The sequence below is a fragment of the Bordetella sp. genome (assembly GCF_057362025.1).
This window is the reverse complement of sequence record NZ_JBMQQZ010000079.1, coordinates 40,908-67,141: the sequence shown is the minus strand read 5'-3', so window position 1 is coordinate 67,141 and position 26,234 is coordinate 40,908. Positions and strand designations below refer to the sequence as shown.

Below are 26,234 nucleotides of genomic sequence, written 5' to 3'. Positions count from 1 at the left end.
CATGGCCTTCCCCGCACTGAAATACGCCTCTACCGGTTTGCTGGCCGCGCTGCGCGCGGGTTCGCGCCTGGGCCGCCGGCCTGGCCGCAAGTCCGGTAAAACCGCGCCTTCGCCCATTGCCGCGGCGGTCCAGCAGGCGGCCGAAACCCCCGCCACCGCGCCCATCGCGTCCCTCGCGCCGCTGACGGAAATCATCGGCAAATACCTGGACCCGAAAGACGTCGAGCGCGTGCGCGAAGCGTATCGCTTCGCCGACCAGGCGCACCTGGGGCAGTTCCGCGCCAGCGGGGCGCCCTATATTTCCCATCCGATCGCCGTCACGGAAATCTGCGCGGGCTGGAAGCTGGACGCCAACGCCTTGTCCGCCGCGCTCCTGCATGACGTCATGGAAGACCAGGGCGTCACCAAGCACGAGCTGGCGGAACGCTTCAGCCCCGAAGTGGCCGAACTCGTCGACGGCCTGTCCAAGCTGGATCGGCTGGATTTCGCGACCAAGGCCGAACAGCAGGCGGAAAGCTTTCGCAAAATGCTGCTGGCGATGGCTCGCGATGTGCGGGTCATCCTGATCAAGCTGGCGGACCGCGTGCACAATATGCGCACGCTGGACGCCGTGGCGCCGGAAAAGCGCCGGCGCATCGCCCGCGAAACCCTGGAAATCTACGCGCCGATCGCGCATCGCCTGGGGCTGAACCTGCTGTTCCGCGAGCTGCAGGACTTGTGCTTCGCGGCCATGTATCCCAATCGCTATCAGGTCCTGTACAAGGCAGTCCTGGCCGCGCGCGGCAACCGCCGGGAAGTCATCGGCAAGATCGAGGACGCCGTGCGCGCGGCCCTGCCCGCGGCGGGCATCGAGGCCGAAGTCAGCGGCCGCGAAAAAACGCTGTACGGTATTTACCGCAAAATGGTGGACCAGAAAAAGACCTTTTCCGAGGTCCTGGACATCTATGGGTTCCGGGTCATCGTCCATACGCTGCCGGAATGCTATCTGGCGCTGGGTACGCTGCACCAGCTATACCGGCCGGTGCCCGGCAAGTTCAAGGACTACATCGCCATCCCCAAGGTCAATGGTTATCAGTCCCTGCACACCACCCTGGTGGGACCCTACGGCACGCCGGTAGAGTTCCAGTTCCGCACCCGCGACATGCACCACGTCGCCGAGGAAGGCGTCGCTTCGCATTGGCTGTACAAAAGCGCCGACGTCTCGCTGAACGATCTGCAGAAGCGCACGCACCAATGGCTGCAATCGCTGCTGGACATACAAAGCCAGACGGGCGATTCCGGCGAGTTCCTGGAACACGTCAAAGTGGATCTGTTCCCGGACGCCGTCTACGTGTTCACCCCGCAAGGCAAGATCATCTCGCTGCCGCGCGGAGCCACGCCGGTCGATTTCGCCTATGCCATCCATACCGACATCGGCAACCAGGCGGTGGCGGCAAAGGTCAACAACGAATTCATTCCCTTGCGCACGGAACTGTCCAGCGGCGATACCGTCGAGATCATCACCTCGCCGGCGTCCCGTCCCAATGCGCAGTGGCTCAACTACGTGCGTACCGGACGCGCGCGCTCCGAAATCCGCCATTACCTGCGCACGGTGAAATACGCGGAATCCGTCGCTTTCGGCGAACGCCTGTTGACCCAGGCCTTGCAGGAGCTGCATCTCTCGCTGCCGCCCGCCGACGATCCGGAATGGGAAAAACTCGCGCGCAGCAGCGGCGCAAGCTCGCGCGATGAGATCCTGGCCGACATCGGGTTGGGCAAGCGCCTGGCTGCCGTCGTCGCGCGGCGTTTCGCGCCGGAGCACGAACTGATCGCCACCACCGCGGCCGCGGTGGACGAAATCACAGCGGCCCGTAGCGCGCCTATCCTGATCCAGGGCAACGAAGGCCAGGCCGTCCAGCTGGCCCCTTGCTGCGGCCCCCTGCCCGGCGACCCGATCATCGCCGGCATGCGGCTGGGCCATGGCCTGGTCGTCCATACGGCGGACTGTCCCGTCGCGGCCCGGCAGCGCACCCGGGAGCCCGAACGCTGGATCAATGTGGCGTGGGATACGCAGACTGCCAAGCATTTGTCCACGCGGCTGGATATCGTCACCCGCAACGAACGGGGCGTACTGGGGCGACTGGCGGCCGAGATCACTGCGACCGACGCCAACATCGTGCATGTCACCATGCACGATGACGCGGTGGCCACGGTATCGCTGCACGTCACCGTGCAGGTGGACAGCCGTAAGCATCTGGCTCAGGTCATACGCGCCATCCGGCATGTACCGCAGGTGCAGAAGATCGTCCGCGTAAAGGGCTGATCCGAAAGGGCCGATACGGTCCCGGCGCGCATCGCGCGGCGCCTGATTCCCCACGACCCCCAGTCCCGCCCACTCGGCCAGACTTATCTGTCGAGTCATAATCGGAATTCGTCGGACGCAGGATCGGAGCTTATCGATTCCGCATCGGGAATTCTCAGGCTTGGGATCGGAATCCATCAAGCTCGTGGAAATGGCAGACTCAAAAAAAACAAGCCCTGCCGTCGTGAGCAAACCACACAGCCTACATATATCCGATTGTTCAGATTTTTCCTCTTATTGGGAAATCCGGCATTCTTAAAAATGGGGTCTCTCGAATGCGCGCGTCCATACGTGTTCCTGGAAGCGTGCATTTTTCAGCACAAGCCCGTAGGCAACAACCCTGGCGGGACCCCTTTTTGGATATCCCTTATGCCGAATCCCGTTTTCAGACCTCCTCGTCTCTCGGATATTTTGAATCTGGGAAGACCATCGCGGCCAACCCACGCCCAGCCGGACATACCGGAACTGGCGGCACCGCCCCGCCGGTTCGGCCTGCCACCGGCGCCAGGTCCGGGCAATCCGCATTTCTCGGGACTCGAGGCGCCACCGCGTCCGGGCCAGGGCGTTCCGCCAGTGGCAAATCTCTGGGCGCCGCCCCGGCCGGGACTCGGCAACGTACCGATGCAAGGATTCGCGGCACCGCCGCGGCCGGGCCAGGGCTATCCACCGGTGCCGGGGCTGGTACCGCCCCCGCACGCGGTCCAGCACAACCGGCGCCCGCCGCCATCCCGGCACTTTTCCCGTCCCACCAATATTCTGGCCCGCTTCCCTTCCCTGCCGGATGGGGACTATATTCCCGGCCGCCCGCTCCATTATGGAAGATATCTCCTGTGGAAAGGGCAAAGAAAGAATTCCGAGCTTATTATTTCGTCGCACGGCACCCGCGTATTCGGACGCCAGAACGTGATACCGCAAGGGATGGCGCTTCATTTCTACGGACCGGATTACGCATCGGTCGTGACGGTGAATATTTATAGCGCATTCATCCAGCAAGAGATTTACAAGCGCCCGTATCAGATCATTCGTGCCGGCCAGACTTGTTCGGACTACCTGCTGACCAAATTCCAGGGCGACATCGAGACATTCGACCATGTCCGGAAATGCCTGCCCTATTACGACGTAGTGACGATAGAGACAACGCCGGCTGAACATTGGACAGACAGGGTGCAGTTATCCGAACTTCTGGAGCACCTGCGCCTGAAGAAGCACAGGTATAAAAGAATACATTGCTTTTTTTGCCGATCCCTGTCGCGATTGACCGAAGCGGAGTACCCAGCGGTGCAGCCCCTTGTGCTGCCTCCATACAGCGCCCGATAGGGACCAGCCTGGCAGTCGGCCAGGCAGTCGGACGGCCTCGCACGGACACGGCAGCGCGTGAACCGCCATGTCACCCGAAGACATCAGCGAGCCCTGTGCGTGGGCCTGTCCAGGAAAACATCGAAAGGCGCGACATACGAACGGCAGAAGACACAATGGATCCTGGCGTATCGATGGCCGCGCCGTTCCAGGTCCGTCAGCAGCTCCGAAAGCATCATATGGTCGAATCCGACTTTCCAGGGACGATGTCGGATCGTGACGACATCGTACCTACCCAAGCACTGGCGGACCGTCTCGTAGGTCTCCAATTCGCCCTGAAACTTGTTTAACTGATAATCGACAAAAGGCTCCCCGCCTGTCTTGATGCGGTACGGACGGTTGGCCATATTACGCAGGATGAACATCTGGTAGATGTCTCCGGTGCTCAGTATCGCGCGGTCCGGACCATAAAAATGCAACTCCGTTCCCGCCGGAACGGTTCTCTTGCGAAATCCGTTCAATATCTCCCGCCCTCCCGCCAGCGGCCGAGCACCGTGAGAAGAAATGATCAATTCGAGATTATTTAAGCCGCGCCAAAGGCGATATTGACCGTATTCGAGGAAGTCCGACATGTATTTGACAACGCCTGGGTGATGTAAGAACTTCCATATTGCATCGCCCCCTGGCCGGCGCAAATTGGAATATTCTCGCACCGGGAAATGCGGCGCCGACGAAACGGCGCCCCGTCCCACCGGCGCCCCCTGTTCAACCGCTGTGGGCGGCGAAAGCGCTACCTGCCGGCGGGCAATGGCGCGTAATCGGGCTTTACCAAATTCCGCAGCGCGGGATCGCGCCGAATATCGTATTCGGAAATACTGCGGCAGAAAATGCAGTGTATTTTTGAGTACCGATGCCCTTGGCGATACAGATGTGCGATAACCTCGGACAGCCGCAACGCTTCCGGCGCGCCGTTGTCGTCCAATTGCTCCAGTGACAATACGTCGTAGTGGTCCAGGCAATTGATGAAACTGTTATAGAGTGCGTGCTTTCCTCTTTCCGGGGCAAGCTCGAACTTGCTCAGCAAGTAATCCGGATACGTCTGGCCGCCACGGATCCGTTCGTAGGTATATTCCGCCAATCCTCTTTGCAGAAACGCATAATCGATCGTCGGAGTACAAAGGGCAGCGCCGTCCGGTCCGTAGAAATGCAGGGCCATGGCCGGAGGCAGGACATGGGACTTTTCGTCGATGACACGCAGCCCATGCGATTCGATAATCAACTCGGAATTCTGCCGACCCTGCCACAGGATGTAGCGGGCGTAATGGGTACTCGAAACATATTTCTTGGGCGCCGGCGCTTGTTTAATCACCGGTCTGACCTGGGGCCGCGCACCGGCGGCAGCGGCGATCGCGACAGCGGGAGACGCAAGGCCGGCACCGGCACCGGAACCGGCTGCGTTTGGAATCGGAGGTCGCGTGACAATATTCGGACGCGACGAAGGCGACGAATACGTATCGGTAAGGCGTGGCTTGAAAACGAAATTTCCTGGCATGGCTGATCCGCGGTTCGACTATTGGAACGGCTCAGTTTGCGGCGCGCTGCGCGCCGCAAAAAGCCGAAAAATCTGAACCGGGCGGATCCGCCAGGAATTTCGTGGCGCCGATTACGCGACGTGTTGCAGGAAATCCTTCAGGCGCTGGCTGGGCGGATCGGACAGCAGTGCTTCAGGGCTGCCGTCGTGCGCCACCTTGCCGCCGTCGATGAAGATCAGGCGGCTACCCACGCGGCGGGCGAATTCCATTTCGTGGGTTACCACGACCATGGTCATCCCTTCTTCCGCCAGGTCGCGCATGACCTTCAACACCTCGTGCCGCAATTCCGGATCGAGTGCCGACGTGGGTTCGTCGAACAGCATCAGCTTGGGCTTGATGGCCAGCGCGCGGGCGATGGCCACGCGCTGTTGCTGACCGCCGGAGAGCTCCGACGGATAGTGCTGCATGCGCTGCTCCAGCCCCACCTTGGCCAACAGGGCCTGGGCCTCCGCACGCGCCTGTGCCCGCGAGGCGCCCCGCGTATGAATGGGGCCGAACATAACGTTTTCCAGCGCGGTCATCTGCGGGAACAGATTGAACTGCTGGAAAACCATGCCGGCCTCGCGGCGGATTTCGCGCACCTCGGCGGGCGAGCCCTTCACGCTCAGGCCGCCGACCAGGAGCTCGCCGTCCTGGATGGTTTCGAGGACATTGATACAGCGCAGAAAGGTCGACTTGCCGGAGCCCGACGGCCCGACCACGACAACGACTTCACCGGCATCGATATTCAGCGTGATGCCGTTCAGGACGGTGGACGCGCCAAAGCGCTTGGTAACGTTCTTGAATTCAACCATGCTCATAAGATGCGCATCCTCTTCTCGGCGATCCGCAGGCCCACGGCCATCAGGCCGGTAATGATCAGATAAATGACCGCGACGGCGGACCAGATTTCGACAGCGCGGAAGTTGCTGGCCATGATCTCCTGCCCCTGGCGGGTCAGTTCGGCCACGCCGATCACGATGAACAGCGACGAGTCCTTCAGGCTGATGATGCACTGGTTGCCCAGCGGGGGAATCATGCGCCGTATGGCAACCGGCCCGATGATGTGAGTCAGGATCTTGTGGAACGGCAACCCCATGGCCTGGCCGGCTTCGCGCAGGCCTTTGGGAACGGAAAGCAGCGCGCCGCGCACGATTTCGGCGATGTAGGCGCCGGAATTGATCATCAGCGTAAGTATGGCGGCCAGCTGCGCGTCGATACGCAGGCCGCTGGCGATCAGCGGCAAGGCAAAGTAGATGAACATCACCTGCACGATGATGGGCGTGCCGCGGATCACGGCCACGTAGATCACGGCGAGGGTGGCCAGGAAGCGCGGCGCATAGGCACGCATGACGCCAGCCAGCGCGCCGAGCGCGAATCCGCCCAACAGGCCCCAGAAGGTGATCTTGACCGTCATCACCGTTCCGTCGAGCAGATTGGGCAGGGCCGCCCAGATCACGGACCAATCGAAATTCACATGTTTCCCCTGTAGATAGGAACCCGCGTCCGGATCGGCGTGGCGATCGGAATAGGCGGCGCGGCCGCGGCGGGTGAAACGGAAGACTCAGCGGGCCGCCGGCGTGACACGCGCAATGCGCGCCCGGCGACCCCGTCAACGAGGATTTATTGTGCCTTCTTGCCGAACCACTTGGCGTAAATGGCGTCGTATTCGCCGTTGGCCTTGAGGTCGGCCAGCGCCTTGTTCACTTCCTTGACCAGCGGGCTGCCCTTGGGGAAAGCGATACCGTAGAAATCGCCGCTCTTGACATTGCCGACGACCTTCACGCGGTCCTTGCCGGCGGTGTTGGCGTAGTACTGGACATTCGGCGTATCGTGCACGGCGGCGTCGACGCGGCCCGTGGCCAGTTCAAGGTAGGCGTTGTCGATGTTGGGAAACAGCTTGAGCTTGGCCGACGGGACGTTCTTCTGCATGTAGTCCACCGTCGCCGTGCCCGTCTTCACAGCCACCGTCTTGCCGGCCAGGTCGGCGGCGCTCTTGATGTCGGAGTTGCTGTTGTTGACGAGAATGGACAGGCCGCTTTCGTAATAGGGGTCGGAGAAATCGATGACCTGCTTGCGGTCGTCACGGATGGTGATGCCCGCGAGCGCGGCGTCGATGTTCCGTGTCTGCAGGCCGGGGATGATGCCGTTGAAGTCCATGGGCTGCAGCTTGTATTTCAGGTGCAGCTGCTTGGCGATGGCGGCCCACAGGTCGACGTCGAAGCCGGTGTAGGTGTTGCCCTGCTTGAATTCAAAAGGGACGAAAGCCGTGTCTGTCGCGACCACGAGTTCCTTGTCGCTTTGCGCGGAGGCGGGCGCGGCCATGGCCAACCAGGCCACCGACATCCCGGCCATCATCGCGGCGAATTTCTTATTGAGCATGTTCGACTCTCCTTTGTTGAGCGGCGCCCGGGATACGGGCTGCGAGGCGTGCCGCGGGTAGGCGGCACGCCGAAGGGATGGATGTTAACGCAGCCGATTGCGGCTGTATCCCCTCAAAGGCAGTCCGGCACCGTTAAATTTCTCCGAAACCTCCTCCGCCCGGCGTCTCGACGACGAAGACATCTCCGGCCTGCAAGGCGGTGCTGTCCTGCGGGCCCAGGGGCTCGATGCGCCCGTCGGCCCGTTCCACGTAGTTGCGCCCCATTTGCCCCGGCTGCCCCCCCTGAAGCCCGAATGGCGCGTAACGGCGGTTGTTCGACAGGATCGCCGCGGTCATGGGCTCCAGGAAGCGCAGCTTGCGGATGCCGCCGTCGCCGCCGCGATAGCGTCCCTTGCCGCCGGAACCATGACGGATTTCGTAGGATTCCAGACGTACCGGGAAGCGCAGCTCCAGGACTTCCGGGTCGGTCAGGCGCGAATTCGTCATATGGGCCTGCACCACGGACTGGCCGTCGAAACCGTGCCGGGTATCCGTGGGGTCGTCGATGCGCGCGGGTCCCGCTCCGGTACCGCCGGAAATAGTCTCGTAGTACTGATAGCGCGCATTGCCGAACGTCAGGTTGTTCATGGTGCCCTGGCTGGCGGCCAGCACGCCCAGCGCGCCATACAGCGCGTTGACGATGCACATGGAGGTCTCGACGTTGCCGGCAACGACCGACGCGGGCGGGTTGGGACGCAGCATGGAGCCCGCGGGAACGATGATCTCCAGGGGCTTCAGGCCGCCGGCGTTCAAGGGGATCTCGTCGTCCACCAGCGTGCGGAAGACATACAGGACCGCCGCGACGGCGATCGCGCCCGGCGCGTTGAAATTGTTGTCCAGCTGCGGCGATGTGCCGGTGAAATCCACCACGGCGCTGCGCGCCGACCGGTCCACCCGCACGGCCACGCGTATCACGGCCCCGTTGTCCAGCGGGTACTCGTAGCTGCCGTCCTTCAGCACCGAAATCACGCGGCGCACGGCTTCCTCGGCGTTATCCTGCACGTGGCCCATGTAGGCGCGCACCACATCCAGGCCGAAGTGGTCGCACATGCGCAGCAATTCCTGCACGCCTTTTTCGTTGGCGGCAATCTGCGCCCGCATGTCGGCGATATTCTGGTCCGGGTTGCGGGCCGGCCATTTGCCGGACCCCAGGATGTCGCGCGCTTCCTTTTCGCGGAACTCGCCATCCCGTACCAGTTGAAAGTTCGTGAAAAGAACGCCCTCGTCTTCCACGGTACGCGAATCGGGCGGCATCGATCCCGGCGTGGTGCCGCCGATGTCGGCATGGTGGCCGCGCGAGCCCACGTAGAACAGGATGTCGCGGCCGGCACGGTCGAAGACCGGCGTGATGACGGTCACGTCGGGCAGATGGGTGCCGCCATGGTAGGGATCGTTGACGACGTAGGCATCGCCGGGTTTCATGCGCCCCGCGTTGGCCTGCATCACGGTGCGGATGGATTCCCCCATGGACCCCAGGTGCACGGGCATATGGGGCGCATTGGCGATCAGGTTGCCCTGGTCGTCGAAGATGGCGCAGGAGAAGTCCAGGCGCTCCTTGATGTTGACCGAATAGGCGGTATTCTGCAGCCGATAGCCCATCTGCTCGGCGATGGACATGAAGAGGTTGTTGAATACTTCCAGCATGACCGGATCGGCCTCGGTGCCGACGGCGCGCCGCTGCGGCCTGGCCTGTACCCGGCGCAGCACGAGATGATCGCGCGGCGTCAGTTCGGCCCGCCAGCCGGGCTCCACCACGGTGGTCTGGTTCTTTTCCGAAATGATGGCCGGGCCATCCACCAGGTCGCCCGGGGTCATGTCGTCGCGCACGTAGAGCGGTGTCTCGCGCCAGGCGCCGCCGCTGTACATGCGCACGCCGCGCCGCGCCGCCAGCGGTCCCGCCCGGCGCGCCGGTACCGGTGCTTCGGTCACGGGCTCGCCGCCGCCGGTCGCCTCTACCGAGATCGTTTCCACGACCAGCTCGCGCCCCGGCATCAAAAAGGAATAGCGCTGGCGGTACGCCGCTTCGAAGTCGGCCCGCGCCTGAGCAAGCGGGCCGAAAGAGACTTCCAGGGCGGTATCGGTGCCGCGATATTTCAGGTGCAGGCGGCGCTGTACCGCGATGGCCTCCGGCGCGACGTGCTGCCGCCGCAGTTCGGCGACGGCATCGCCCGCCAGGTCATCGAGCTCCTGTCCGAGCTCGGCCACCAAGGTATCGTCCAGGACCTTTTCCACGGTTTTCTGCCGCATCTCGGTCTGGTCGGCCAGGCCCATGCCATAGGCCGACAACACCCCCGCCAGGGGATGGGCGAACACCGTCGTCATGCCAAGGGCGTCCGCCACCAGGCAGGCGTGCTGGCCGCCGGCGCCGCCGAACACCGTCAGGGCGTACTCGGTCACGTCATGGCCACGCTGCACGGAAATGCGCTTGATGGCCTCGGCCATATTGCCCACCGCGATTTCCAGGAAACCTTCGGCCAGTTGCTCCGGCGTCATATCGCGGCCGGTCTCGGCCTTGACGCGGGTTGCCATCTCGATGAAACCCTGTTCGGCGGCCGCGCGGTCCAGCGGCTGATCCGCATGGGGACCGAACACGCGCGGGAAGAAGTCCGGCTGGATCTTGCCGAGCAGCACATTGCAATCCGTCACAGCCAACGGGCCACCGCGCCGGTAGCAGGCCGGCCCTGGATTGGCGCCGGCGGAATCCGGCCCGACACGCAGCCGCGCACCGTCGAAATGCAGGATGGACCCGCCGCCGGCGGCGACGGTATGAATGCTCATCATCGGCGCGCGCATGCGCACGCCGGCCACCTGGGTCTCGAATTCGCGTTCGAATTCACCCGCGTAGTGGGATACGTCCGTGGAAGTCCCGCCCATGTCGAAGCCGATGACCTGGCGGAAACCCGCGAGCTCGCTGGTGCGCACCATACCGACGATGCCGCCGGCCGGCCCGGACAGGATGGCGTCCTTGCCACGGAAGCGATGCGCGTCGGTCAGGCCGCCGCTGGACTGCATGAACATCAGGCGGATACCGGGCAGCTCGCTGGCGACCTGCTCCACATAGCGCATCAGGATGGGCGACAGGTAGGCATCGACCACCGTCGTGTCGCCGCGCGATACGAATTTGATCAGCGGACTGACCTCATGCGAGACGGAAACCTGGGTGAACCCCACTTCGCGCGCCAGCACGGCGGCCCGCTGTTCGTGCCGCGGCTCGCGCCAGGCATGCATGAAGACGATGGCGACGGCACGCACGCCCTGGTCGTAGCTGGCCTGCAAATCGCTGCGCAGCGCGGCCTCGTCCAGCGCCGCAACGACCGCGCCATCCGCGCCGATGCGTTCGGTGGCTTCGATAACGCCGTCGTACAGCATTTCGGGCAGGACGACGTTACGGTCGAACAGCCGGGGACGATTCTGGTAGGCGATGCGCAGGCCATCGCGGAAGCCGCGCGTGGTCACCAGTACCGTGCGTTCGCCCTTGCGCTCCAGCAGCGCATTGGTGGCCACGGTGGTGCCCATCTTGACGCAGTCCACCTGGTCCGCGGGCACCGGCTGGCCCGGCGCCAGGCCGAGCAGCTTGCGGATGCCGGCGACGGCCGCGTCGCGGTACTGCTCGGGATTTTCGGAAAGCATCTTGACGGTGGTGGTGGTCCCGTCGGGACGACGGCCCACGATGTCCGTGAACGTGCCGCCACGGTCGACCCAAAATTGCCACTTCATAGCGATTCCCATGCTGTTTCGGAAGAAAGACAAGAACCAGGGCCCGGCCCTGGCAGATCCTAGAGCGACGTGGCCGCGCGGGCGGCCTGGTCGTAAACGCCGGACAGGCCGCGCAGCAGATTGGCCAGGTCCTGTGAAAACTCCAATCCGCTGCTGGCCGCCGGCAGACCGTCGATCAGGCAGCGTTCGCGCACCTCGACGTAGCGGGCGATAACGTCGCTGCCCTTGGGCGTGACGGAGTAAACGACCTCTTTGCCGTTACGCTGCCCTTGCACCACGCCCAGACGCTCCAGTTTTTTCAGCGAATAGTTGACGATGTGCGTGTCCTCGATATTCAGCGTGAAGCAGATGTCGGCCAGTTTCTTGCCGCGCTGCCGGTGATACACGTGATGCAGGACGATCACATCGATGGAAGTCAGGTCCGGCAGGCCGGCGGCCGCCATACAGCGCACGATCCAGCGGTTGAACGCATGTCCGGCAATCATCAGGCCGAACTCCACCGAGGAAAGATCCGGCGCGCGATCCGAGACCAGGTGCGAAGAAGCCGCGATCGGCGGCTTGGGGTCGTGTGAAACGCTCATAGCGATGCCCGGGAAGTGGAAGGGGAACATCGCACGGCGGCCGCCCGTACGGGCGCGGCGCCGGCACGCAACATTGGCCGGTTCACGCCCGCATGCGGACTCCGCCATGCGCTGACGGGCGAATAATAATATTTCGTTGATAAATTATCAACGAAATATCAATCAAATCGGGTTCACCCCAGGTCGCCGGGACCCCAGCGCCCCGGGGTTATGCTCGGGACGCGGCAAGAGGCGGCACGCGCCGTGGCCGGGGTGCGCGCCCAGGGAGGGAACTCAGCGCGCGGGCGCTCCCCCGTTCGGATCGAGCTGCACGCCCTCTACCCCCTTGAGCGTGGACTCCGCCCCACCCCTGCTGCCTGCCTGGGCCGGCGCCGCGGGCGGTGCGGTCGAAGGAACGGCGGGAGATGCGCCGCCCGCAGCGGGCGCGGGAGACGGCGAGGATGCCGGACGCACGGCCCTCGCGGCGCCGCCGCGCGCCATGCCGCGCAATTGCGCCTCCCGTTCGTTGGCGGCCTGCCTAAGTTCGTCGGCCAATTCCTGGTGCTTGGCCGACGCGGCCCATGCGGCGGCATCCAGTCCCTGGAGATTGCGGTTCGTCGCGTCCGCACCCGCCTTGAGCAGCAGCTCGACCATTTCTCGGCTACCCGACAGGCCGGCCATCATTAGCGGCGTGGTGCCATCCGGACCGGGCGCGTTGACGATGGCGTCCTGCGCCATCAGCAGCTTGGCGACATCGATCTGCGCCTTGGATGCCGCATAGTGCAGCGGCGTCCATCCCAGGCGGTTGACGTGGGCGCCGCGCGCGATCAGGGCTCGCGCCCGCTGCGTCTGGCCCTGGATCGCCAGATACATGAGCGGGGTTTCGTCATGGTCATTGGTGGCGTTGACGTCCGTGCGGCGGTCGGCGGCGAGTAAGTCGTAGACATGCCAGGCGCCATCGCGTATGGCCTGCATGATGGCGGGTTGCCCCTTGATTCGCGTATTCGGGTCCCAGCCCTGGGCCAGCAGCGCGCGGATATCGTCGGCGCGATCGTTGGCAACGATGACGGGCGCATTGGCGGGATCTTCCGCGCGCGACTGGCCTGGCATGGCGATGGCGACCAGCGCAGCCGTTCCCAGCGTGGCAAGGCAGCGCGACCGCGTCGAGTAAACATATTTCATATCAGGCCCTTATGCTTTGAAGTGAAGGCAATTTATGAAGTACAGGCAGCGCAGTTCGCGTCCAAGGATCCCCAAGCAAGGGACACGCCTGCGCGATCGCCCCAGGAAGCCGCGCGATGGCGACGCCCGCATGCCCGGCCCTGGCGATCAGGCTGGGGCGCGCCGCCCGGGAGCGGACGCGAGCACCCTGCGGTCCCCGGCGCCGTCATTTAAAGCGAATTCTTTATTACCGCTCTATTTTCTTGAATAGATTGAAGAAATTTTCTGTAGAAGCGGCCGCGATATCGCTGGCGGGCAGGCCTTTCAGATCCGCGATTTTCTCCGCGACGTGGATCACCTTGGAGGGGTCGTTCAGCTTTCCGCGATACGGCACCGGCGCCAGGTAAGGCGAATCGGTCTCGATCAGCAGCCTGTCCAGCGGCATGCGGTTGGCCACGTCGTGCAGCACCGCGGCGTTCTTGAAGGTGACGATACCCGAAAGCGATATATGGAAATTCAGGTCCATGGCCGCCTGCGCCACCTCCCAGGACTCGGTGAAGCAGTGCATGACGCCGCCGACCTCCTCCGCCCTTTCCTCGCGCATGATCCGCAGCGTGTCTTCGGCGGACGAACGCGTGTGGATGATCAACGGCAGTCCCGCGTCGCGCGCGGCCCGGATATGTACGCGAAAGCGTTCGCGCTGCCAGTCCAGCGGCTCGCTCAGCCGGTAATAGTCCAGTCCCGTCTCGCCGATGGCGACCACTTTGGGGTCGTCGGCCAGCGCGACCAGCTCTTCGGATGAAGGGTCGTGCGTGTCCTCGTAGTCCGGATGCACGCCCACCGAAGCCCACAGGTTGCGGTGCGGCTTGACCAGCGCCATCAGCCCGGGCCAGTCCGGCATGGCGACACTGACCACCAAGGCGTGCGTGACCTGGTTCGCCGCCATGCGCTCCAGGATGTCCGGCAGGTTTTCGGCCAGCTCGGGAAAATTCAAATGACAGTGGGAATCTACGTACATAGCGATATCAGTAGTCCATGGCGCTTGACGGCCCCTCGCGCCGGAAAAGCCGCCGTGGCCACCCCGGGGGTGCCGTGGATCGGACACCGCCGGTGCGTTGGCGGGTATGTTTCATTGGCAAGATAGCACCACGCGCTGCAGCGCGGCATGGGCGAACAATTTGGCATTCAACGGGTGTCCGGCCAAGGCGCGCTGGCGCGTCAGCCAGCGCGCGCCCTCGGCCATCTTCGCCGCGTCCGCCCGCGCCGCGGTTCGCGCCACAGCGGACGCCAGGGCCGGGAAATAACGCGATGGCGCGCCGACGCCGGCCAGCATCAGGTCCACATAGAAGCGCTGCAGTGCGTCGATCCATTCGATGGCGGGCAGCTTATCCAACAGATCGGCCAGCGCCCCCACATCGGGGGACTGCCCTTGCGCCAGCGGCCCGGCCAGGTGTTCCAGCCAGGGCGGGCACGCGCTTTCCCCGGTCTGCGCCAGGCGCAGCGCGCCCAAAGGCGCGCCGCCCGCCGCGGCCAGCCACGCCGGGGCATCGCCGATATCCTGCGATTCCAGCCACTGCAGGGCCACCTGTCGCGATGGCGTCGCCAGGGGCAGGCGCCGGCAACGCGACAGCAGCGTGGGCAGCAGGCGGTCCGGCGCATCGGCCACCAGCAGGAAGACGGTGTGCGCGGGCGGTTCCTCCAGCACCTTCAGCAAGGCGTTGGCGGAAATCACGTTCAGGGCCTGGGCCGGGTACAGCAGCGCCACCCGCCAGCCCCCGCGATGCGTCGCGGTATTGAACCAGGACTCCAGCGCCCGGATCTGATCGACCCGGATGTCCTTGGACGGCGCGCGCTTGGTGCCCGCCCCGCCCGTCGTTGCGCCGGACGCGGCCTCCGCGTCGTCCGATTCAGCCGCGGCCTCGGCCCCCTCTTCCAGCGCGATGGCCTCGGGCCGGATGCGCCGCAGGTCGGGATGGTTGCCGCTGGCGACCCAGGTGCACGCCGCACATTCGCCACATGCCAGTCCTTGCCGGGGAGACTCGCATAACAGGCTGGCGGCCGCCGCCGACGCGAACTGCAGCTTGCCGATACCGGCCAGCCCGTGGATCAGCCAGGCATGGGCGAAACGGTCCCGCTGCGCCAGCCAGGCACGGGCGGTGTCGGTCTGCCAGGGCAGAAAGCGCGCCAGGCTCATCGCGATGCGTCCACCAGCGCCTGGATGTCGGTCGCGAGCTGCGCGCGTATCGCGGGAATATCGCGGCCGCCATCGACGATGCGAAAGCGCGACGGATATGCCCTGGCCCGCGCCAGATAGGCGTCGCGGGTACGCTGGAAGAAAGCCGCGCCCTCGCTCTCGAAGCGATCCGGAGCCCGGGCGTCCGCCAGTCGTGCGCGGGCGACTTCCAGCGGCACGTCGAACAGCCAGGTTCGGTCCGGCTGCAAGCCGGGATGCACCCATTGCTCCAGGACGGCCACGCGCTCGGCACCCAGCTGGCGGCCGCCGCCCTGATAGGCATAAGTGGCATCGGTAAAGCGGTCGCACACCACCCAGTCGCCCCGCGCGAGGGCGGGCTCTATCACCTGGCGCACGTGCTCGCAGCGTGCCGCGAACATCAGCAGGGTTTCCGTATCCAGGCCCATGGCCTCGTGCAGCACCAGATCGCGCAACCGCTCGCCCAATGCGGTACCGCCGGGTTCGCGGGTCGTCACCACATGCACGCCATGGCCGCGCAGCGTTTCCGCGAGCCAGTCCGTGTGCGTGCTCTTGCCCGCGCCGTCCACGCCTTCCAGGGTGATGAACTTGCCGCGTAGCGTCATGGCGCGCGATCCTTGCCTAATATGTAGCGCGATACGTTGCGATTGTGGTCGGACAGTGTCGCGGAAAACTCGCTGGTGCCGTTGCCCCGCGAGACGAAATACAGGTAATTGTGATGCGCCGGCCGCACGGCAGCCAGCAACGCGGCGCGTCCGGGACTGGCGATGGGAGTAGGCGGCAGGCCGGGACGGGTATAGGTATTCCACGGCGTGTCGGTCTGCAGGTCGCGGCGGCGGATACGGCCCTGGTAAGTGTCGCCCATGCCATAAATCACGGTGGGATCGGTCTGCAACGGCATGCCGTCGCGCAGCCGGTTGATGAACACGCCGGCCACCCGGGTACGGTCCGCCGTGTCTCCGGTTTCCTTTTCAATGATGGACGCCAGGATAAGCGCCTGGTACGGCGTGGCGATCGGCAGGTCCGGATCCCGTTCGGCCCAGATATGGGCCAGGGCCCGCTGCCCTTCCTGGTACGCGCGGCGCAAGAGGTCGAAATCCGTACTGCCGGGCGTGAAAACATAGGTATCGGGAAAAATCAGCCCTTCCATGCTGGGCGCGTCCGAGCCGAGCCGGCGCAGGAGTTCCGCGTCGTCGGTGTCGCCCAGTGTCTGCTTCACATCGGGGTTCGCGCGCAAGGCCTGGCGGATCTGCTTAAAAGTCCAGCCCTCGACGAAGGTGATCTGGCGCTGGGTCATATCGCCGCGAGCGAGGCGCTCCAGCAGGCGCCAGGGGGTGTCGCCCTGGATGGCCTGGTAGCCGCCGGCCTTGATGAGCTTGTCCCGCTCGCTCAGGCGCGCCATCCATACGAAGCCGTCTTCCCACAAGGGCACGCCGGCGGCGTTCAGGACCCGCGCGACGGCGCGCGGACTGCTGCCGGGATCGACGACGAAGTCGATGCGTTCCGCCGGCAGGCGCAGCGTATGGTGCATCCAGTACCAGCCGGCGGCGCAAGCCGCGGCCGCGGCCAGCACGAGCACGAGCAGGAAGGCAAGAAAGAAAGTTAAGGCAGAGCGCTTCTTCATGAGACTCAGCAGTTTAAAGGATTGGCGCCCGCCGCACCGGCGCGGGTGCCGGCCGTGGGCGCCTAATCCCCGCGGCCGGCAGGGGCTGGAGCGGGCGGCCGGGGCGCCGGCGGTATCATCGGTGCTTTGGCATTTCGCGTGGCCTCGTGGCCTGCCCTGACATCGATGACTGACCTGCCTGTCGCTTCCTCTTCCCTTCCCGAGCCGCGCGCGCACCGCGCCGACCTGTCGACGCTGCAATGGATTTCGGCCGGCGGTGCCGACGCCATCGAGTTCCTGCACGGCCAATTGACGCAGGATGTACAAGGCCTGGCCGCCGACAACGCTGCCCTGGCAGGCTACTGCACCGCCAAGGGACGCTTGCTGGCCACCCTGGTCATGTGGCGCGCGACGCCCGATGCCACCGGTGCCGCCGACGCGCCGCGCCTGCACGCCCTGGTCCGCGCCGACGTTGCCGACGCCCTGCTCAAGCGGCTGCGCATGTTCGTCCTGCGGGCCAAGGTGACGCTCTCGAGTACGGCGGGACACGTATCCGGCGTGTGGACGGATGCAGAGCCGGCCGCGCTGGAGACGGCTGCCGGCGGCGCGCTGCCGCGCCAGGCATGGCGCCGCGCCGAATTGCCCAGCGGGACCTGGATCGCGGCGCCGTCGGCGCGGGGACAGCGCTGGTGGTGGATAGCCTCGCCGGCGCAATGGGACGCCGCGACGGGGTTACGCGCGGCGCTGGAGGCCGGCGATCCGCAGATCTGGCAGGCGGGCGACCTGGCCGCCGGTATCCCGTGGATAGGCACGGCCACGCAGGACCTGTTCATTCCGCAGACCGTCAACCTGGATTTGGCGGGTGGAGTCAGCTTCACCAAAGGCTGCTATCCCGGCCAGGAGGTGGTCGCGCGCAGCCATTACCGCGGGACCGTCAAGCGCCGCATGGCTTACGGCATCGTGCCCGGACAGGACGCTTCGGCCATCGCGGCCGGCGCGGATATTTATGACGCCACGCAGCCCAACGAACCCTGCGGGCGCGTGGTGGATGCGGCCGGCGTGGCGGATGCGGCCATCCTGTTCGAAACCAGCCTTGGCGCGCTGGCGGCGGGCAATCTGCGGCTGGGCAGTACCGACGGCCCCGCGATACGCCCGCGCCCCTTGCCCTACGCCCTGGAGTAACGCCGGAAGCGTTCCTCAGGCCTTGCCGAACTCTTCGGACAGTTCGCGCGAGCGCTGGGCGGCGGCCTGCATCGCGCGGGCGACCAACCCCATGAAATCGCCTTCCTCGAACACGCCGAGCGCGGCGGCGGTTGTACCGCCCCTGGAGGTCACGCGCTCGCGCAGGACGGCCGGCGGGTCCTCGGATTCTTGCGCCAGGCGCACGGCGCCGGACAGCGTACCCAACGCCAGCTCGCGCGCCTGCCCGGCATCCAGGCCAACCTTCCGCCCCCCCTCGATCAGTGCCTCGATGAAGCGGAAGACATAGGCGGGACCGCTGCCGGACAAGGCGGTGACGGCGTCGATGGCCGCGTCGTCCTTTACCCATACCACCTTGCCCACCGACTGCAGCATGGATTCGGCCAATCGGCGTTCTTCGGCGGTGACGCCGGACAGCGCCAGGATGCCCGTCATGCCCTCGCCGACCAGGGCCGGCGTGTTGGGCATGCATCGCACCAGCTTGGGCCAGGGCGCGCCGCCCTCGCCCAGCCAGCCCGCCAGCACATCGCCGCGGATACCGGCTGCCACGCTGATCACCAGGGTGCCATCGCGCAGCCAGGGGCGCGAGGCGGCCACGGCGTCGCGCATGAATTGCGGTTTGACGGCATAGAACCAGACATTGCACTGAGCCAGCCTTTCGTCCGGCGCCGTGGCCGCCGTGGCGCCGCGTTCGATCCAGGCCGTATGGGCGGCCGTATTGATGTCGATGGCGTGGAAGTTTTCCGGGGGGCAAATTTTGCCGGCCATGCCGGCGCCCAGGGCGGAAGCCATATTTCCGCCGCCGATGAAGGCGATATGCAGGTTTTTATCCATGGAGCAGGATTGTAAACACCGCCCACCTGTCTTGGGCATCCCTGTGCCCGGGAGGCGGCGTGCCGCCAGGGCGCCTCGCGCTCCGTTGAATCACCCCGCGTGGCGTAGGAGAAGTCCTATTTGACAGTGAAGGAGCCCGGTGTAACAGTCACGAATTCGTCACAAACAATTCATATGGTGTCGGGCTGTCTGCCCCCTACCCCGGGGCAAGAGCCATCGCTACCCACGGAGGAATATCCATGCGATCCCATCGCTTCGCGCTCGTCGCGGCGTCCCTGCTTACCGCTTTCGCCGCTACATCGGCGCATGCGGCCACCGAAATTCAGTTCTGGCACTCCATGGAAGGCGCGCTCGGCGACCGCGTCAACGAAATCGTCAACGACTTCAACAAGAAGAACCCCGATTACCAGATCAAGGCCGTCTACAAGGGCAACTACGGCGAATCGATGAATGCCGGCATCGCGGCGTTTCGCGCCGGCAATGCGCCCGATATCCTTCAGGTATTCGAAGTGGGTACCGCGACGATGATGTACGCCAAAGGCGCCATCAAGCCGGTGCAGCAAATGTCCGAGGAAGCCGGCGACCCGATCAACCCCAAGGATTTCATCGGCGCGGTGGCGGGCTATTATTCGTCGCCGGACGGCAAGCTCGTATCCATGCCGTTCAACAGTTCGACCGTGGTGTTCTACTACAACAAGGACGCCTTCCAGAAAGCCGGGCTGGATCCTGAAAAGCCGCCCAAGACGTGGGAAGAGCTCGCCGCCGACACCAAGAAGCTGAAGGCGGCCGGCGCGGAATGCGGCTATACCACCTCCTGGCCGTCCTGGGTGCAGCTGGAGACCTTCTCGGCCTGGCATAACGTGCCCTACGCCACCAAGGACAATGGTTTCGGCGGACTGGATGCGCGTCTGGCGATCGATTCGCCGCTGCACGTACGGCACCTGAAGTTCCTGGCCGGGCTGGCCAAGGACGGCGAGTTCATGTACGGCGGACGGGGCGACGATCCCAATGCCCTGTTCATCTCGGGCAAGTGCGCGATGATCACCGGCTCCAGCGGCCTGCGCGCCAACATCATGAAAAACGCCCATTTCAAGTTCGGCACGTCCACCCTGCCCTATTACGCGGACGTCAAGGGCGCCCCGCAGAACACCATCATCGGCGGCGCGTCGCTGTGGGTATTCGCCAATAAGAAGCCCGATGTGTACAAGGGCATCACGAAGTTCTTCAAGTATCTGTCCAGCCCGGAAGTGGCGGCCAAGTGGCACCAGCAGACCGGCTACGTGCCCGTGACCAAGGCGGCATACGAGCTGACGCAGAAACAGGGCTTCTATACCCAGAACCCGGGAACCGACGTCGGCGTGAAGCAGTTGAACGTCGAAACCACCGCGCAATCGCGCGGCGTGCGCCTGGGCTACCTGCCGCAGATCCGCGAAATCGAGGACGCCACGATCGAACAGATCGTTTCCGGCAAAGTCGATGCGCAAGCGGGCCTGAAGGATGCCGTCAAGCGCGGCAACGACCTGCTCGAGAAATTCGAAAAAAGTGTAAAGTAGCGGCCGCTTTCGGGCCCAGGCAGGGCCAGGTCGCGCCCATAACGCGATCCGGCCCTGCCTGAACATGGCGAGTCCCGCCGGGCGATGCGTCGGGAAATTATCCCTACCCGAAATGTTTCACGTTTTTTATGCGTCCGCGGCCATCCCGCGCCGCAATCGATGGCATCCATGGAAAAACGCGTCGTTTTCGGCCACAAGCTCCTTCCCTATCTGCTGCTGCTGCCGCAACTGGCCATTACGGTCGTCTTCTTCTTTCTGCCGGCCGGGCAGGCGATGTGGCAATCGTTGCACATCGAAGACCCCTTCGGGCTGTCGTCCACGTTCGTCGGCCTGGCGAACTTTGCCGATCTTTTCAGCCAGGCCACCTATATCGATTCGTTCAAGGTGACGGCGGTCTTCTCGATCCTGGTCGCCGTCGTCGGGCTGTCCGTATCGCTGCTGCTGGCCGTCATGGCCGACCGCGTCATACGCGGTGCCGGGCTCTACAAGACCCTGCTGATCTGGCCCTATGCCGTCGCCCCCGCGGTGGTCGGCGTGCTGTGGCTGTTCCTGTTTTCGCCTTCGGTCGGTATCCTCGCCGTGGCGCTGACGCGCCTGGGCGTGGCCTGGAACCCCCGCCTGAACGGCACCGAGGCCATGATCCTGGTGCTCATCGCCGCGGTCTGGAAGCAGGTTTCCTATAACTTCCTGTTTTTCCTGGCCGGGCTGCAATCGATCCCCCGTTCGCTCATCGAAGCGGCCGCCCTCGACGGCGCCGGGCCCACCCGCCGGTTCTGGACCATCGTGTTCCCGCTGCTGTCGCCCACCACCTTCTTCCTTCTGGTGGTCAACGTCATCTACGCCTTTTTCGATACCTTCGCCGTCATCGACACGACGACCCAGGGCGGCCCCGGCACCTCGACGGCGATCCTGGTCTACAAGGTGTACAGCGACGGCTTCCGGGGGCTGGACCTGGGATCCTCGGCCGCGCAATCGGTGGTGCTCATGGCGATCGTCGTGGTGCTGACCGTCGCCCAATTCCGCTATATCGACCGCAAGGTCCAGTACTGATTCAGAGGCCTTATGGTTGAACGCCGTCCCTGGCTGGATTTCCTGGCCCACGCCATTCTGCTGTGCGGCGTGGCACTGGTGGCCTTCCCGCTTTATGTCACCTTCGTGGCGTCCACGCAGACCGCGCAGGAAGTGGCCAACGCGCCCATGTCGCTGGTGCCCGGCTCGCACTTCGTCAGCAACTACATCCAGGCGCTGTTCGCCGGCTCCGGCGGCGGCTCCAGCGGCACACCTGTCGGCCGCATGCTGTGGGTCAGCCTGGTGATGGCACTGACCATCTCCATCGGCAAGATCATCATCTCGCTGCTGTCCGCTTTCGCGGTGGTGTACTTCCGCTTCCGCGGCCGCATGTTTTTCTTCTGGATGATCTTCGTCACGCTGATGCTGCCGGTAGAGGTCCGCATCGCGCCGACTTACAAGGTCGTCGCCGACCTGGGCCTGCTGAACAGCTATGCCGGCCTGACGCTGCCGCTGATCGCATCGGCCACCGCCACGTTCCTGTTCCGCCAGTTCTTCCTGACCGTACCGGACGAACTCGTGGAAGCGGCACGCATCGACGGCGCCGGTCCCATGCGCTTCTTTCGCGACGTGCTGATGCCGCTGTCGCGCACCAGCATCGCCGCCCTCTTCGTCATCCAGTTCATCTATGGCTGGAACCAGTACCTGTGGCCTTTGCTGATCACCACGCAGGAAGACATGTACCCGATCGTCATCGGGATCAAGCGCATGGTCAGCGGCGGCGACAGCGTCACGGAATGGAATATCACCATGGCTACCGCCATGCTGGCGATGCTGCCCCCCGCCCTGGTCGTCATCTTCATGCAAAAGTGGTTCGTCAAGGGCCTCGTGGACACTGAAAAGTGATCGCCGCCGCAACTCACCGACTCTCCGTATGGCTACCCTGAGCTTTCGCAACGTCAAGAAAACCTACGCCGGCGACATTCCCGTCATCCACGGCATCGACGTCGACATCGCCGACGGCGAATTCGTCGTCATCGTCGGGCCGTCGGGCTGCGGCAAATCCACGCTGATGCGCATGGTGGCCGGGCTGGAAACCGTCACCAGCGGCGAGATCAGGATCGACGACCGGGTCGTGAACGATCTGGAACCCGCCGAACGGGATATCGCAATGGTGTTCCAGAACTACGCCCTGTATCCGCACATGAGCGTGTTCCAGAACATGGCGTACGGGCTGAAGATCCGCAAGATGTCCAAGGACGAGATCCGCCGCCGCGTCGAAGCGGCCGCGCAGATCCTCGAACTGGGCCACTTGCTGGAACGGCGGCCGCGCCAGCTCTCCGGCGGCCAGCGCCAGCGCGTGGCCATGGGCCGCGCCATCGTGCGCGAGCCCAAGGTGTTCCTGTTCGACGAGCCGCTGTCCAACCTGGATGCCAAGCTGCGCGTGGCGATGCGCCTCGAACTGCTGAAGCTGCATCGTCGCCTGGGTACCACCAGCCTGTACGTGACGCACGACCAGGTCGAGGCAATGACGCTGGCGCACCGGATGATCGTGATGAACAAGGGCGTGCCGGAACAGATCGGCACGCCGATGGAAGTCTTCGAGCGCCCGGCGTCGACCTTCGTGGCAGGCTTCATCGGCTCGCCGCCCATGAACCTGATCCCCGTCAACGTGCAGGGCGACGGCACGCTCAAGAGCACCGCCGGCATCGATCTGGCGATCAAGCCCAACGACGTTCCCGCCGCCGTGCGCGGCCGCAGCGCGGTGCTGGGACTGCGGCCCGAGCATATGGTGCTGAACGCGCCGGGCATGCGGGTGGAAGTCGAAATGGTGGAAACGCTGGGCTCGGAGCAACTGGTGCACGGCCGCAGCGGCGACACCGACCTGGTCGTGCGCTGTACCACGCGCCAACTGCAGGAAGCGACCATCAAGCCCGGCGACCAGATGAACATCGGCCCGGACGGGCGCCATCCCCTGCACTGGTTCGACCCCGTCACCGGCAAGCGCATCCAGGGCACCTAGCCCGCCGCGCGGCAAAGGCGCCGCGTGCATGCCGGACCGGCTGCGATACGTGGCCGCCGGCCCGCCGCCAGGCGAAACAAGCCCGGTCCGGCCGCTACGCGGCCTTCTCCTGTTCTGTTTCCTCTACCGCGGGCTCGCCCCCCCAGGGAACGCGGTGCGCGGCCCGCGACAGCTCGCGGTCCCGCGAAATGGATTTTTCCAGGGTATCCTGCGCGCGCCGCGCCACCGTAATCCGGAAGCCATCGTCCTCGAAGCGCGGCGTGGTTTCCTCCAGCATATCCACGTTGCTGCGCCGGAAGGCATCGGCGACTTCCTTCGCTTCGTATGCGCCCATGCCCAAGGCTTCCAGGGCCTTGCGGCCGGCCAGCAGCGAGGATTCGAACAACTCCCGTTCCACCACCTCGACGCCGCGCTTGCGCAGCTGGAAGTAATGAACCGCGTCGCGCGCCCGCGCGACCACGCGCAGATTGGGAAAATCCTGCTGCACCACGTCCACCAGACGCAGGCTGTCCGATACGCTGTCGATGGCGTTCACCAGCACCTCGGCGCGGGCGGCGCCGGCGGTCTCCAGCAGATCCGATCGGGTGGCGTCGCCGTAGAACACCTTGGTGCCGAACTTGCGCACCGTATCGATATTGTCCGGATCGTGGTCCAGGATAACGACCTTGACGCCGTTGGCCAGCAGCAAGCGGCCGGCGATCTGCCCGAAGCGGCCGAACCCGGCGATGATGACTCGGGCGCCGTCGTCCTCGATGGCATCATCGGCCCGCGTGTTCTTGGGCCTGCGCCGCTCCAGGGCATCCAGCACGGCCAGGATCACCGGCGTGGCCGCCATCGAAAGCGCCACCACCAGCGTCAGGACACGCGACCAGTCTTCCGGCAGAACATCCGCCATGCGCGCCGTGGAAAACACCACGAAGGCGAATTCGCTGCCCTGTCCCAACAAGGCGGCGAACATCAGGCAGCGTCCGCGCTGCGCCCCGAACAGGCGGCCCAATACGAACAATACGGCGAACTTCAGCACCAGGAAGCCGGCCAGCACGCCCAGGACCAGCAGCGGGTCCTGCAACAGCGTGCCGAAGTCTATCGACATGCCGACGCCCATGAAGAACAGGCCCAGCAGCAACCCTTTGAACGGCTGGATATCGCTTTCCAGGGCATGCCGGTATTCCGAGCTGGCCAGTAGCACGCCCGCCAGGAAGGCGCCCATGGCCATGGACAGGCCGGCATGCTCCATGAGTTCACCCACGCCGATGACCAGCAGCAGCGCCACCGCGCTGAAAACCTCGCGCAGCCCCGAACGGGCGACGAAGCGCAGCAGCGGCCGGGCCAGGTAGCGTCCCATCACCACCGCCACCACCAGTGCTCCGACGATTTTCAGCGTGGCCAATCCCACGCTGTCGCCGCCTTCCCCCGCCGCGCCGCCCGCCAGCAGCGGAATCATCGCGATCAGCGGAATCGCCGCCAGATCCTGGAACAGCAGCACGGAGAAAGAGCGCTCGCCCAGGGTGGTCTGCAGCAGGCTGCGTTCGCCCATCGCCTGCATCGCCACGGCCGTCGAGGACAGGGCCAGCGTCAGGCCGACCAGCGCGGCGATCGGCCAGGCCAGCCCCAGCCAAACCATGAAGGCCGCCAGCACGGCGCCGCACAGGCCGACCTGCAACGCGCCGCCGCCGAAGACCGGTATCCGCATATGCCACAGGCGGCGCGGATCGAGCTCCAGCCCGATCAGGAACAACATCAGGACCACGCCGATCTCGGCGAAGCCCAATATCTGCTCCGGGTCCTGGACCAGGCGCAGGCCCCAGGGCCCGATCACGCAACCGGCGATCAGGTAGCCCAGCACCGACCCCATGCGCACACGCATGGCCAGCGGCACGAAGATCACCGCCGCGGCCAGATACACCAGCACTTCCAGCAACATGTTTTTATCCATGGCTGGCCTCCGTCATCCGGGGACGCGCGGCGCCGGCGGGCTCGGCCTGGCCTATGCCTGCATGGCCGGATAGCAGCTCCCGATAGGCCGCCGCCACCGCCGTCAGCTCCGTCCCGCCCAGCGTCACCGCGCCATGCACCGCGTAGGGCGCCAGCCAGCGCATACCGCACAGCTCCGCCGCGCTGCGCAGCGGCTGCCCCAGAACGCCCAGGTCCGTATCGGCACAGCGCACGAAATCGTCGGCCGCGCCGCCCGTCGTCACGGTCCAGAGCAACGGTTTGTTGCGCAACACGGTGGCGTTCGGCCCATAGGCCCAGCCATGTTCCAGTACCTTGTCCATCCACTGCCGGAACAAAGGCGGAGAACCATACCAATGCATGGGGTGCTGCCATACGATCAGGCTGGCTTCGGCCAACGCGGCCTGCTCGGCCGCCACATCGATATAGAAATCGGGATAGAGGTCATAAAGCGAGCGAACCTGGACATCGGGCAAGCCGTCCAGTGCTTGCAGCATGGCGCGATTGGTGCGGGAATGCCGCGGATACGGATGGGCGTATACGATTACGATCATGAAGAGGTCCTGCCGAGGCGGCAACGGAGGTTTATCCTTCGCATCTTAGTGATCCGCAGCGCGAGACGCCACCGGCGAATCATGAAACGGAGGAAGCACCGCAGCGCTACGCAAAGAAACGGGTGTATCCGGTCCGGGACGCCGCGGATCCGGCTTTGCCGGTCCGCCAGCGTCGCCCCTTGAGGGGGAGCGCGCAGCGCTTCGGGGTGGGCTCCCCCCCCCTGAT

22 protein-coding genes are annotated in these 26,234 nt (G+C 64.9%); 7 read left to right on the top strand and 15 right to left on the bottom strand.

What is annotated here, in order from left to right; translation table 11 throughout:
* Position 1: 1 nt before the first annotated feature.
* Together ACO1P8_RS15980 and ACO1P8_RS15975 are read left to right on the top strand one after the other, a co-directional pair.
* Positions 2 to 2,302 carry a RelA/SpoT family protein gene (locus ACO1P8_RS15980; protein WP_094842374.1) on the top strand — a complete coding sequence of 767 codons (2,301 nt, stop codon included), beginning with the start codon at positions 2 to 4 and terminating at the stop codon, positions 2,300 to 2,302.
* A gap of 408 nt (positions 2,303 to 2,710) precedes the next feature.
* Complete coding sequence (locus tag ACO1P8_RS15975; RefSeq protein ID WP_486296868.1) at positions 2,711 to 3,658, top strand: putative adhesin; 948 nt, start codon at positions 2,711 to 2,713, stop codon at positions 3,656 to 3,658.
* An 83-nt stretch (positions 3,659 to 3,741) separates the two neighbouring features.
* On the opposite strand, the gene ACO1P8_RS15970 is transcribed toward ACO1P8_RS15975, so the two are convergent.
* The 12 genes from ACO1P8_RS15970 to mltG all read right to left on the bottom strand — a co-directional run bounded on the left by ACO1P8_RS15970 (position 3,742) and on the right by mltG (position 16,904).
* Entirely contained in the window at positions 3,742 to 4,269 is a 528-nt protein-coding gene (locus tag ACO1P8_RS15970; RefSeq protein ID WP_486296867.1) for a putative adhesin, read from the bottom strand.
* A gap of 158 nt (positions 4,270 to 4,427) precedes the next feature.
* Entirely contained in the window at positions 4,428 to 5,189 is a 762-nt protein-coding gene (locus ACO1P8_RS15965; RefSeq protein ID WP_486296866.1) for a putative adhesin, read from the bottom strand.
* Between the two features lie 111 nt (positions 5,190 to 5,300).
* A complete protein-coding gene (gene glnQ / locus ACO1P8_RS15960; protein ID WP_486296865.1) occupies positions 5,301 to 6,029 on the bottom strand; it encodes a glutamine ABC transporter ATP-binding protein GlnQ in 729 nt (242 codons plus the stop codon).
* Complete coding sequence (gene glnP / locus ACO1P8_RS15955; protein WP_486296864.1) at positions 6,026 to 6,685, bottom strand: glutamine ABC transporter permease GlnP; 660 nt, start codon at positions 6,683 to 6,685, stop codon at positions 6,026 to 6,028. Before glnP ends, glnQ begins: the two co-directional genes overlap by 4 nt.
* A 146-nt stretch (positions 6,686 to 6,831) precedes the next feature.
* Complete coding sequence (gene glnH / locus ACO1P8_RS15950; RefSeq protein ID WP_486296863.1) at positions 6,832 to 7,590, bottom strand: glutamine ABC transporter substrate-binding protein GlnH; 759 nt, start codon at positions 7,588 to 7,590, stop codon at positions 6,832 to 6,834.
* A gap of 133 nt (positions 7,591 to 7,723) precedes the next feature.
* A complete protein-coding gene (locus tag ACO1P8_RS15945; protein ID WP_486296862.1) occupies positions 7,724 to 11,347 on the bottom strand; it encodes a hydantoinase B/oxoprolinase family protein in 3,624 nt (1,207 codons plus the stop codon).
* A 59-nt stretch (positions 11,348 to 11,406) separates the two neighbouring features.
* Positions 11,407 to 11,928: a winged helix DNA-binding protein gene (locus ACO1P8_RS15940; protein ID WP_094842381.1), complete on the bottom strand. Its 522-nt coding sequence runs from the start codon at positions 11,926 to 11,928 to the stop codon at positions 11,407 to 11,409.
* Between the two features lie 273 nt (positions 11,929 to 12,201).
* Positions 12,202 to 13,089: an ankyrin repeat domain-containing protein gene (locus tag ACO1P8_RS15935; protein WP_486296861.1), complete on the bottom strand. Its 888-nt coding sequence runs from the start codon at positions 13,087 to 13,089 to the stop codon at positions 12,202 to 12,204.
* Between the two features lie 226 nt (positions 13,090 to 13,315).
* Complete coding sequence (locus tag ACO1P8_RS15930; RefSeq protein WP_486296860.1) at positions 13,316 to 14,086, bottom strand: TatD family hydrolase; 771 nt, start codon at positions 14,084 to 14,086, stop codon at positions 13,316 to 13,318.
* Between the two features lie 111 nt (positions 14,087 to 14,197).
* A complete protein-coding gene (holB, locus tag ACO1P8_RS15925; protein WP_486296859.1) occupies positions 14,198 to 15,262 on the bottom strand; it encodes a DNA polymerase III subunit delta' in 1,065 nt (354 codons plus the stop codon).
* On the bottom strand, positions 15,259 to 15,885 hold the full coding sequence (gene tmk, locus ACO1P8_RS15920; protein ID WP_486296858.1) for a dTMP kinase: 627 nt from the start codon (positions 15,883 to 15,885) through the stop codon (positions 15,259 to 15,261). Before tmk ends, holB begins: the two co-directional genes overlap by 4 nt.
* A complete protein-coding gene (gene mltG, locus ACO1P8_RS15915) occupies positions 15,882 to 16,904 on the bottom strand; it encodes an endolytic transglycosylase MltG (RefSeq protein ID WP_486296857.1) in 1,023 nt (340 codons plus the stop codon). Before mltG ends, tmk begins: the two co-directional genes overlap by 4 nt.
* A gap of 165 nt (positions 16,905 to 17,069) precedes the next feature.
* Here mltG and ygfZ point away from each other — a divergent pair, with 165 nt between their 5' ends.
* The gene (ygfZ, locus tag ACO1P8_RS15910; RefSeq protein ID WP_486296856.1) at positions 17,070 to 18,065 is read left to right on the top strand and encodes a CAF17-like 4Fe-4S cluster assembly/insertion protein YgfZ; all 996 of its coding nucleotides are present in this window, start codon (positions 17,070 to 17,072) and stop codon (positions 18,063 to 18,065) included.
* 15 nt (positions 18,066 to 18,080) lie between these two features.
* Here ygfZ and proC read toward each other — a convergent pair whose 3' ends face one another.
* Positions 18,081 to 18,917, bottom strand: a complete 837-nt coding sequence (gene proC, locus ACO1P8_RS15905; protein WP_486296855.1) for a pyrroline-5-carboxylate reductase — start codon at positions 18,915 to 18,917, stop codon at positions 18,081 to 18,083.
* A gap of 239 nt (positions 18,918 to 19,156) precedes the next feature.
* Between proC and ugpB the strand changes: the two genes are divergently transcribed.
* From ugpB to ACO1P8_RS15885, 4 genes are all read left to right on the top strand, one after another.
* A complete protein-coding gene (ugpB, locus tag ACO1P8_RS15900) occupies positions 19,157 to 20,470 on the top strand; it encodes a sn-glycerol-3-phosphate ABC transporter substrate-binding protein UgpB (RefSeq protein WP_486296854.1) in 1,314 nt (437 codons plus the stop codon).
* 168 nt (positions 20,471 to 20,638) lie between these two features.
* Entirely contained in the window at positions 20,639 to 21,520 is an 882-nt protein-coding gene (ugpA, locus tag ACO1P8_RS15895) for a sn-glycerol-3-phosphate ABC transporter permease UgpA (protein WP_486296853.1), read from the top strand.
* Between the two features lie 12 nt (positions 21,521 to 21,532).
* Complete coding sequence (gene ugpE, locus ACO1P8_RS15890) at positions 21,533 to 22,384, top strand: sn-glycerol-3-phosphate ABC transporter permease UgpE (RefSeq protein WP_486296852.1); 852 nt, start codon at positions 21,533 to 21,535, stop codon at positions 22,382 to 22,384.
* A 28-nt stretch (positions 22,385 to 22,412) separates the two neighbouring features.
* Positions 22,413 to 23,501: a sn-glycerol-3-phosphate import ATP-binding protein UgpC gene (locus ACO1P8_RS15885; RefSeq protein WP_486296851.1), complete on the top strand. Its 1,089-nt coding sequence runs from the start codon at positions 22,413 to 22,415 to the stop codon at positions 23,499 to 23,501.
* A gap of 94 nt (positions 23,502 to 23,595) precedes the next feature.
* Here the strand turns inward: ACO1P8_RS15885 and kefC are convergent, their stop codons facing one another.
* Together kefC and kefF are read right to left on the bottom strand one after the other, a co-directional pair.
* Complete coding sequence (gene kefC, locus ACO1P8_RS15880) at positions 23,596 to 25,437, bottom strand: glutathione-regulated potassium-efflux system protein KefC (RefSeq protein WP_486296850.1); 1,842 nt, start codon at positions 25,435 to 25,437, stop codon at positions 23,596 to 23,598.
* Positions 25,430 to 26,008 (bottom strand): glutathione-regulated potassium-efflux system oxidoreductase KefF, encoded by a 579-nt coding sequence (gene kefF / locus ACO1P8_RS15875; protein ID WP_486296849.1) that lies wholly within the window; start codon positions 26,006 to 26,008, stop codon positions 25,430 to 25,432. The genes kefC and kefF overlap by 8 nt, the downstream gene beginning before the upstream one ends.
* Positions 26,009 to 26,234 lie beyond the last annotated feature (226 nt).

What these genes read in the sequence shown, in the direction of transcription:
- ACO1P8_RS15980 (WP_094842374.1), top strand. Translation starts at nt 2, where the DNA reads ATGGCCTTCCCCGCACTGAAATACGCCTCTACCGGTTTGCTGGCCGCG.
- ACO1P8_RS15975 (WP_486296868.1), top strand. Translation starts at nt 2,711, where the DNA reads ATGCCGAATCCCGTTTTCAGACCTCCTCGTCTCTCGGATATTTTGAAT.
- ACO1P8_RS15970 (WP_486296867.1), bottom strand. Translation starts at nt 4,269, where the DNA reads ATGTCGGACTTCCTCGAATACGGTCAATATCGCCTTTGGCGCGGCTTA.
- ACO1P8_RS15965 (WP_486296866.1), bottom strand. Translation starts at nt 5,189, where the DNA reads ATGCCAGGAAATTTCGTTTTCAAGCCACGCCTTACCGATACGTATTCG.
- glnQ (WP_486296865.1), bottom strand. Translation starts at nt 6,029, where the DNA reads ATGAGCATGGTTGAATTCAAGAACGTTACCAAGCGCTTTGGCGCGTCC.
- glnH (WP_486296863.1), bottom strand. Translation starts at nt 7,590, where the DNA reads ATGCTCAATAAGAAATTCGCCGCGATGATGGCCGGGATGTCGGTGGCC.
- ACO1P8_RS15945 (WP_486296862.1), bottom strand. Translation starts at nt 11,347, where the DNA reads ATGAAGTGGCAATTTTGGGTCGACCGTGGCGGCACGTTCACGGACATC.
- ACO1P8_RS15940 (WP_094842381.1), bottom strand. Translation starts at nt 11,928, where the DNA reads ATGAGCGTTTCACACGACCCCAAGCCGCCGATCGCGGCTTCTTCGCAC.
- ACO1P8_RS15935 (WP_486296861.1), bottom strand. Translation starts at nt 13,089, where the DNA reads ATGAAATATGTTTACTCGACGCGGTCGCGCTGCCTTGCCACGCTGGGA.
- ACO1P8_RS15930 (WP_486296860.1), bottom strand. Translation starts at nt 14,086, where the DNA reads ATGTACGTAGATTCCCACTGTCATTTGAATTTTCCCGAGCTGGCCGAA.
- holB (WP_486296859.1), bottom strand. Translation starts at nt 15,262, where the DNA reads ATGAGCCTGGCGCGCTTTCTGCCCTGGCAGACCGACACCGCCCGTGCC.
- tmk (WP_486296858.1), bottom strand. Translation starts at nt 15,885, where the DNA reads ATGACGCTACGCGGCAAGTTCATCACCCTGGAAGGCGTGGACGGCGCG.
- mltG (WP_486296857.1), bottom strand. Translation starts at nt 16,904, where the DNA reads ATGAAGAAGCGCTCTGCCTTAACTTTCTTTCTTGCCTTCCTGCTCGTG.
- ygfZ (WP_486296856.1), top strand. Translation starts at nt 17,070, where the DNA reads ATGACTGACCTGCCTGTCGCTTCCTCTTCCCTTCCCGAGCCGCGCGCG.
- proC (WP_486296855.1), bottom strand. Translation starts at nt 18,917, where the DNA reads ATGGATAAAAACCTGCATATCGCCTTCATCGGCGGCGGAAATATGGCT.
- ugpB (WP_486296854.1), top strand. Translation starts at nt 19,157, where the DNA reads ATGCGATCCCATCGCTTCGCGCTCGTCGCGGCGTCCCTGCTTACCGCT.
- ugpA (WP_486296853.1), top strand. Translation starts at nt 20,639, where the DNA reads ATGGAAAAACGCGTCGTTTTCGGCCACAAGCTCCTTCCCTATCTGCTG.
- ugpE (WP_486296852.1), top strand. Translation starts at nt 21,533, where the DNA reads ATGGTTGAACGCCGTCCCTGGCTGGATTTCCTGGCCCACGCCATTCTG.
- ACO1P8_RS15885 (WP_486296851.1), top strand. Translation starts at nt 22,413, where the DNA reads ATGGCTACCCTGAGCTTTCGCAACGTCAAGAAAACCTACGCCGGCGAC.
- kefC (WP_486296850.1), bottom strand. Translation starts at nt 25,437, where the DNA reads ATGGATAAAAACATGTTGCTGGAAGTGCTGGTGTATCTGGCCGCGGCG.
- kefF (WP_486296849.1), bottom strand. Translation starts at nt 26,008, where the DNA reads ATGATCGTAATCGTATACGCCCATCCGTATCCGCGGCATTCCCGCACC.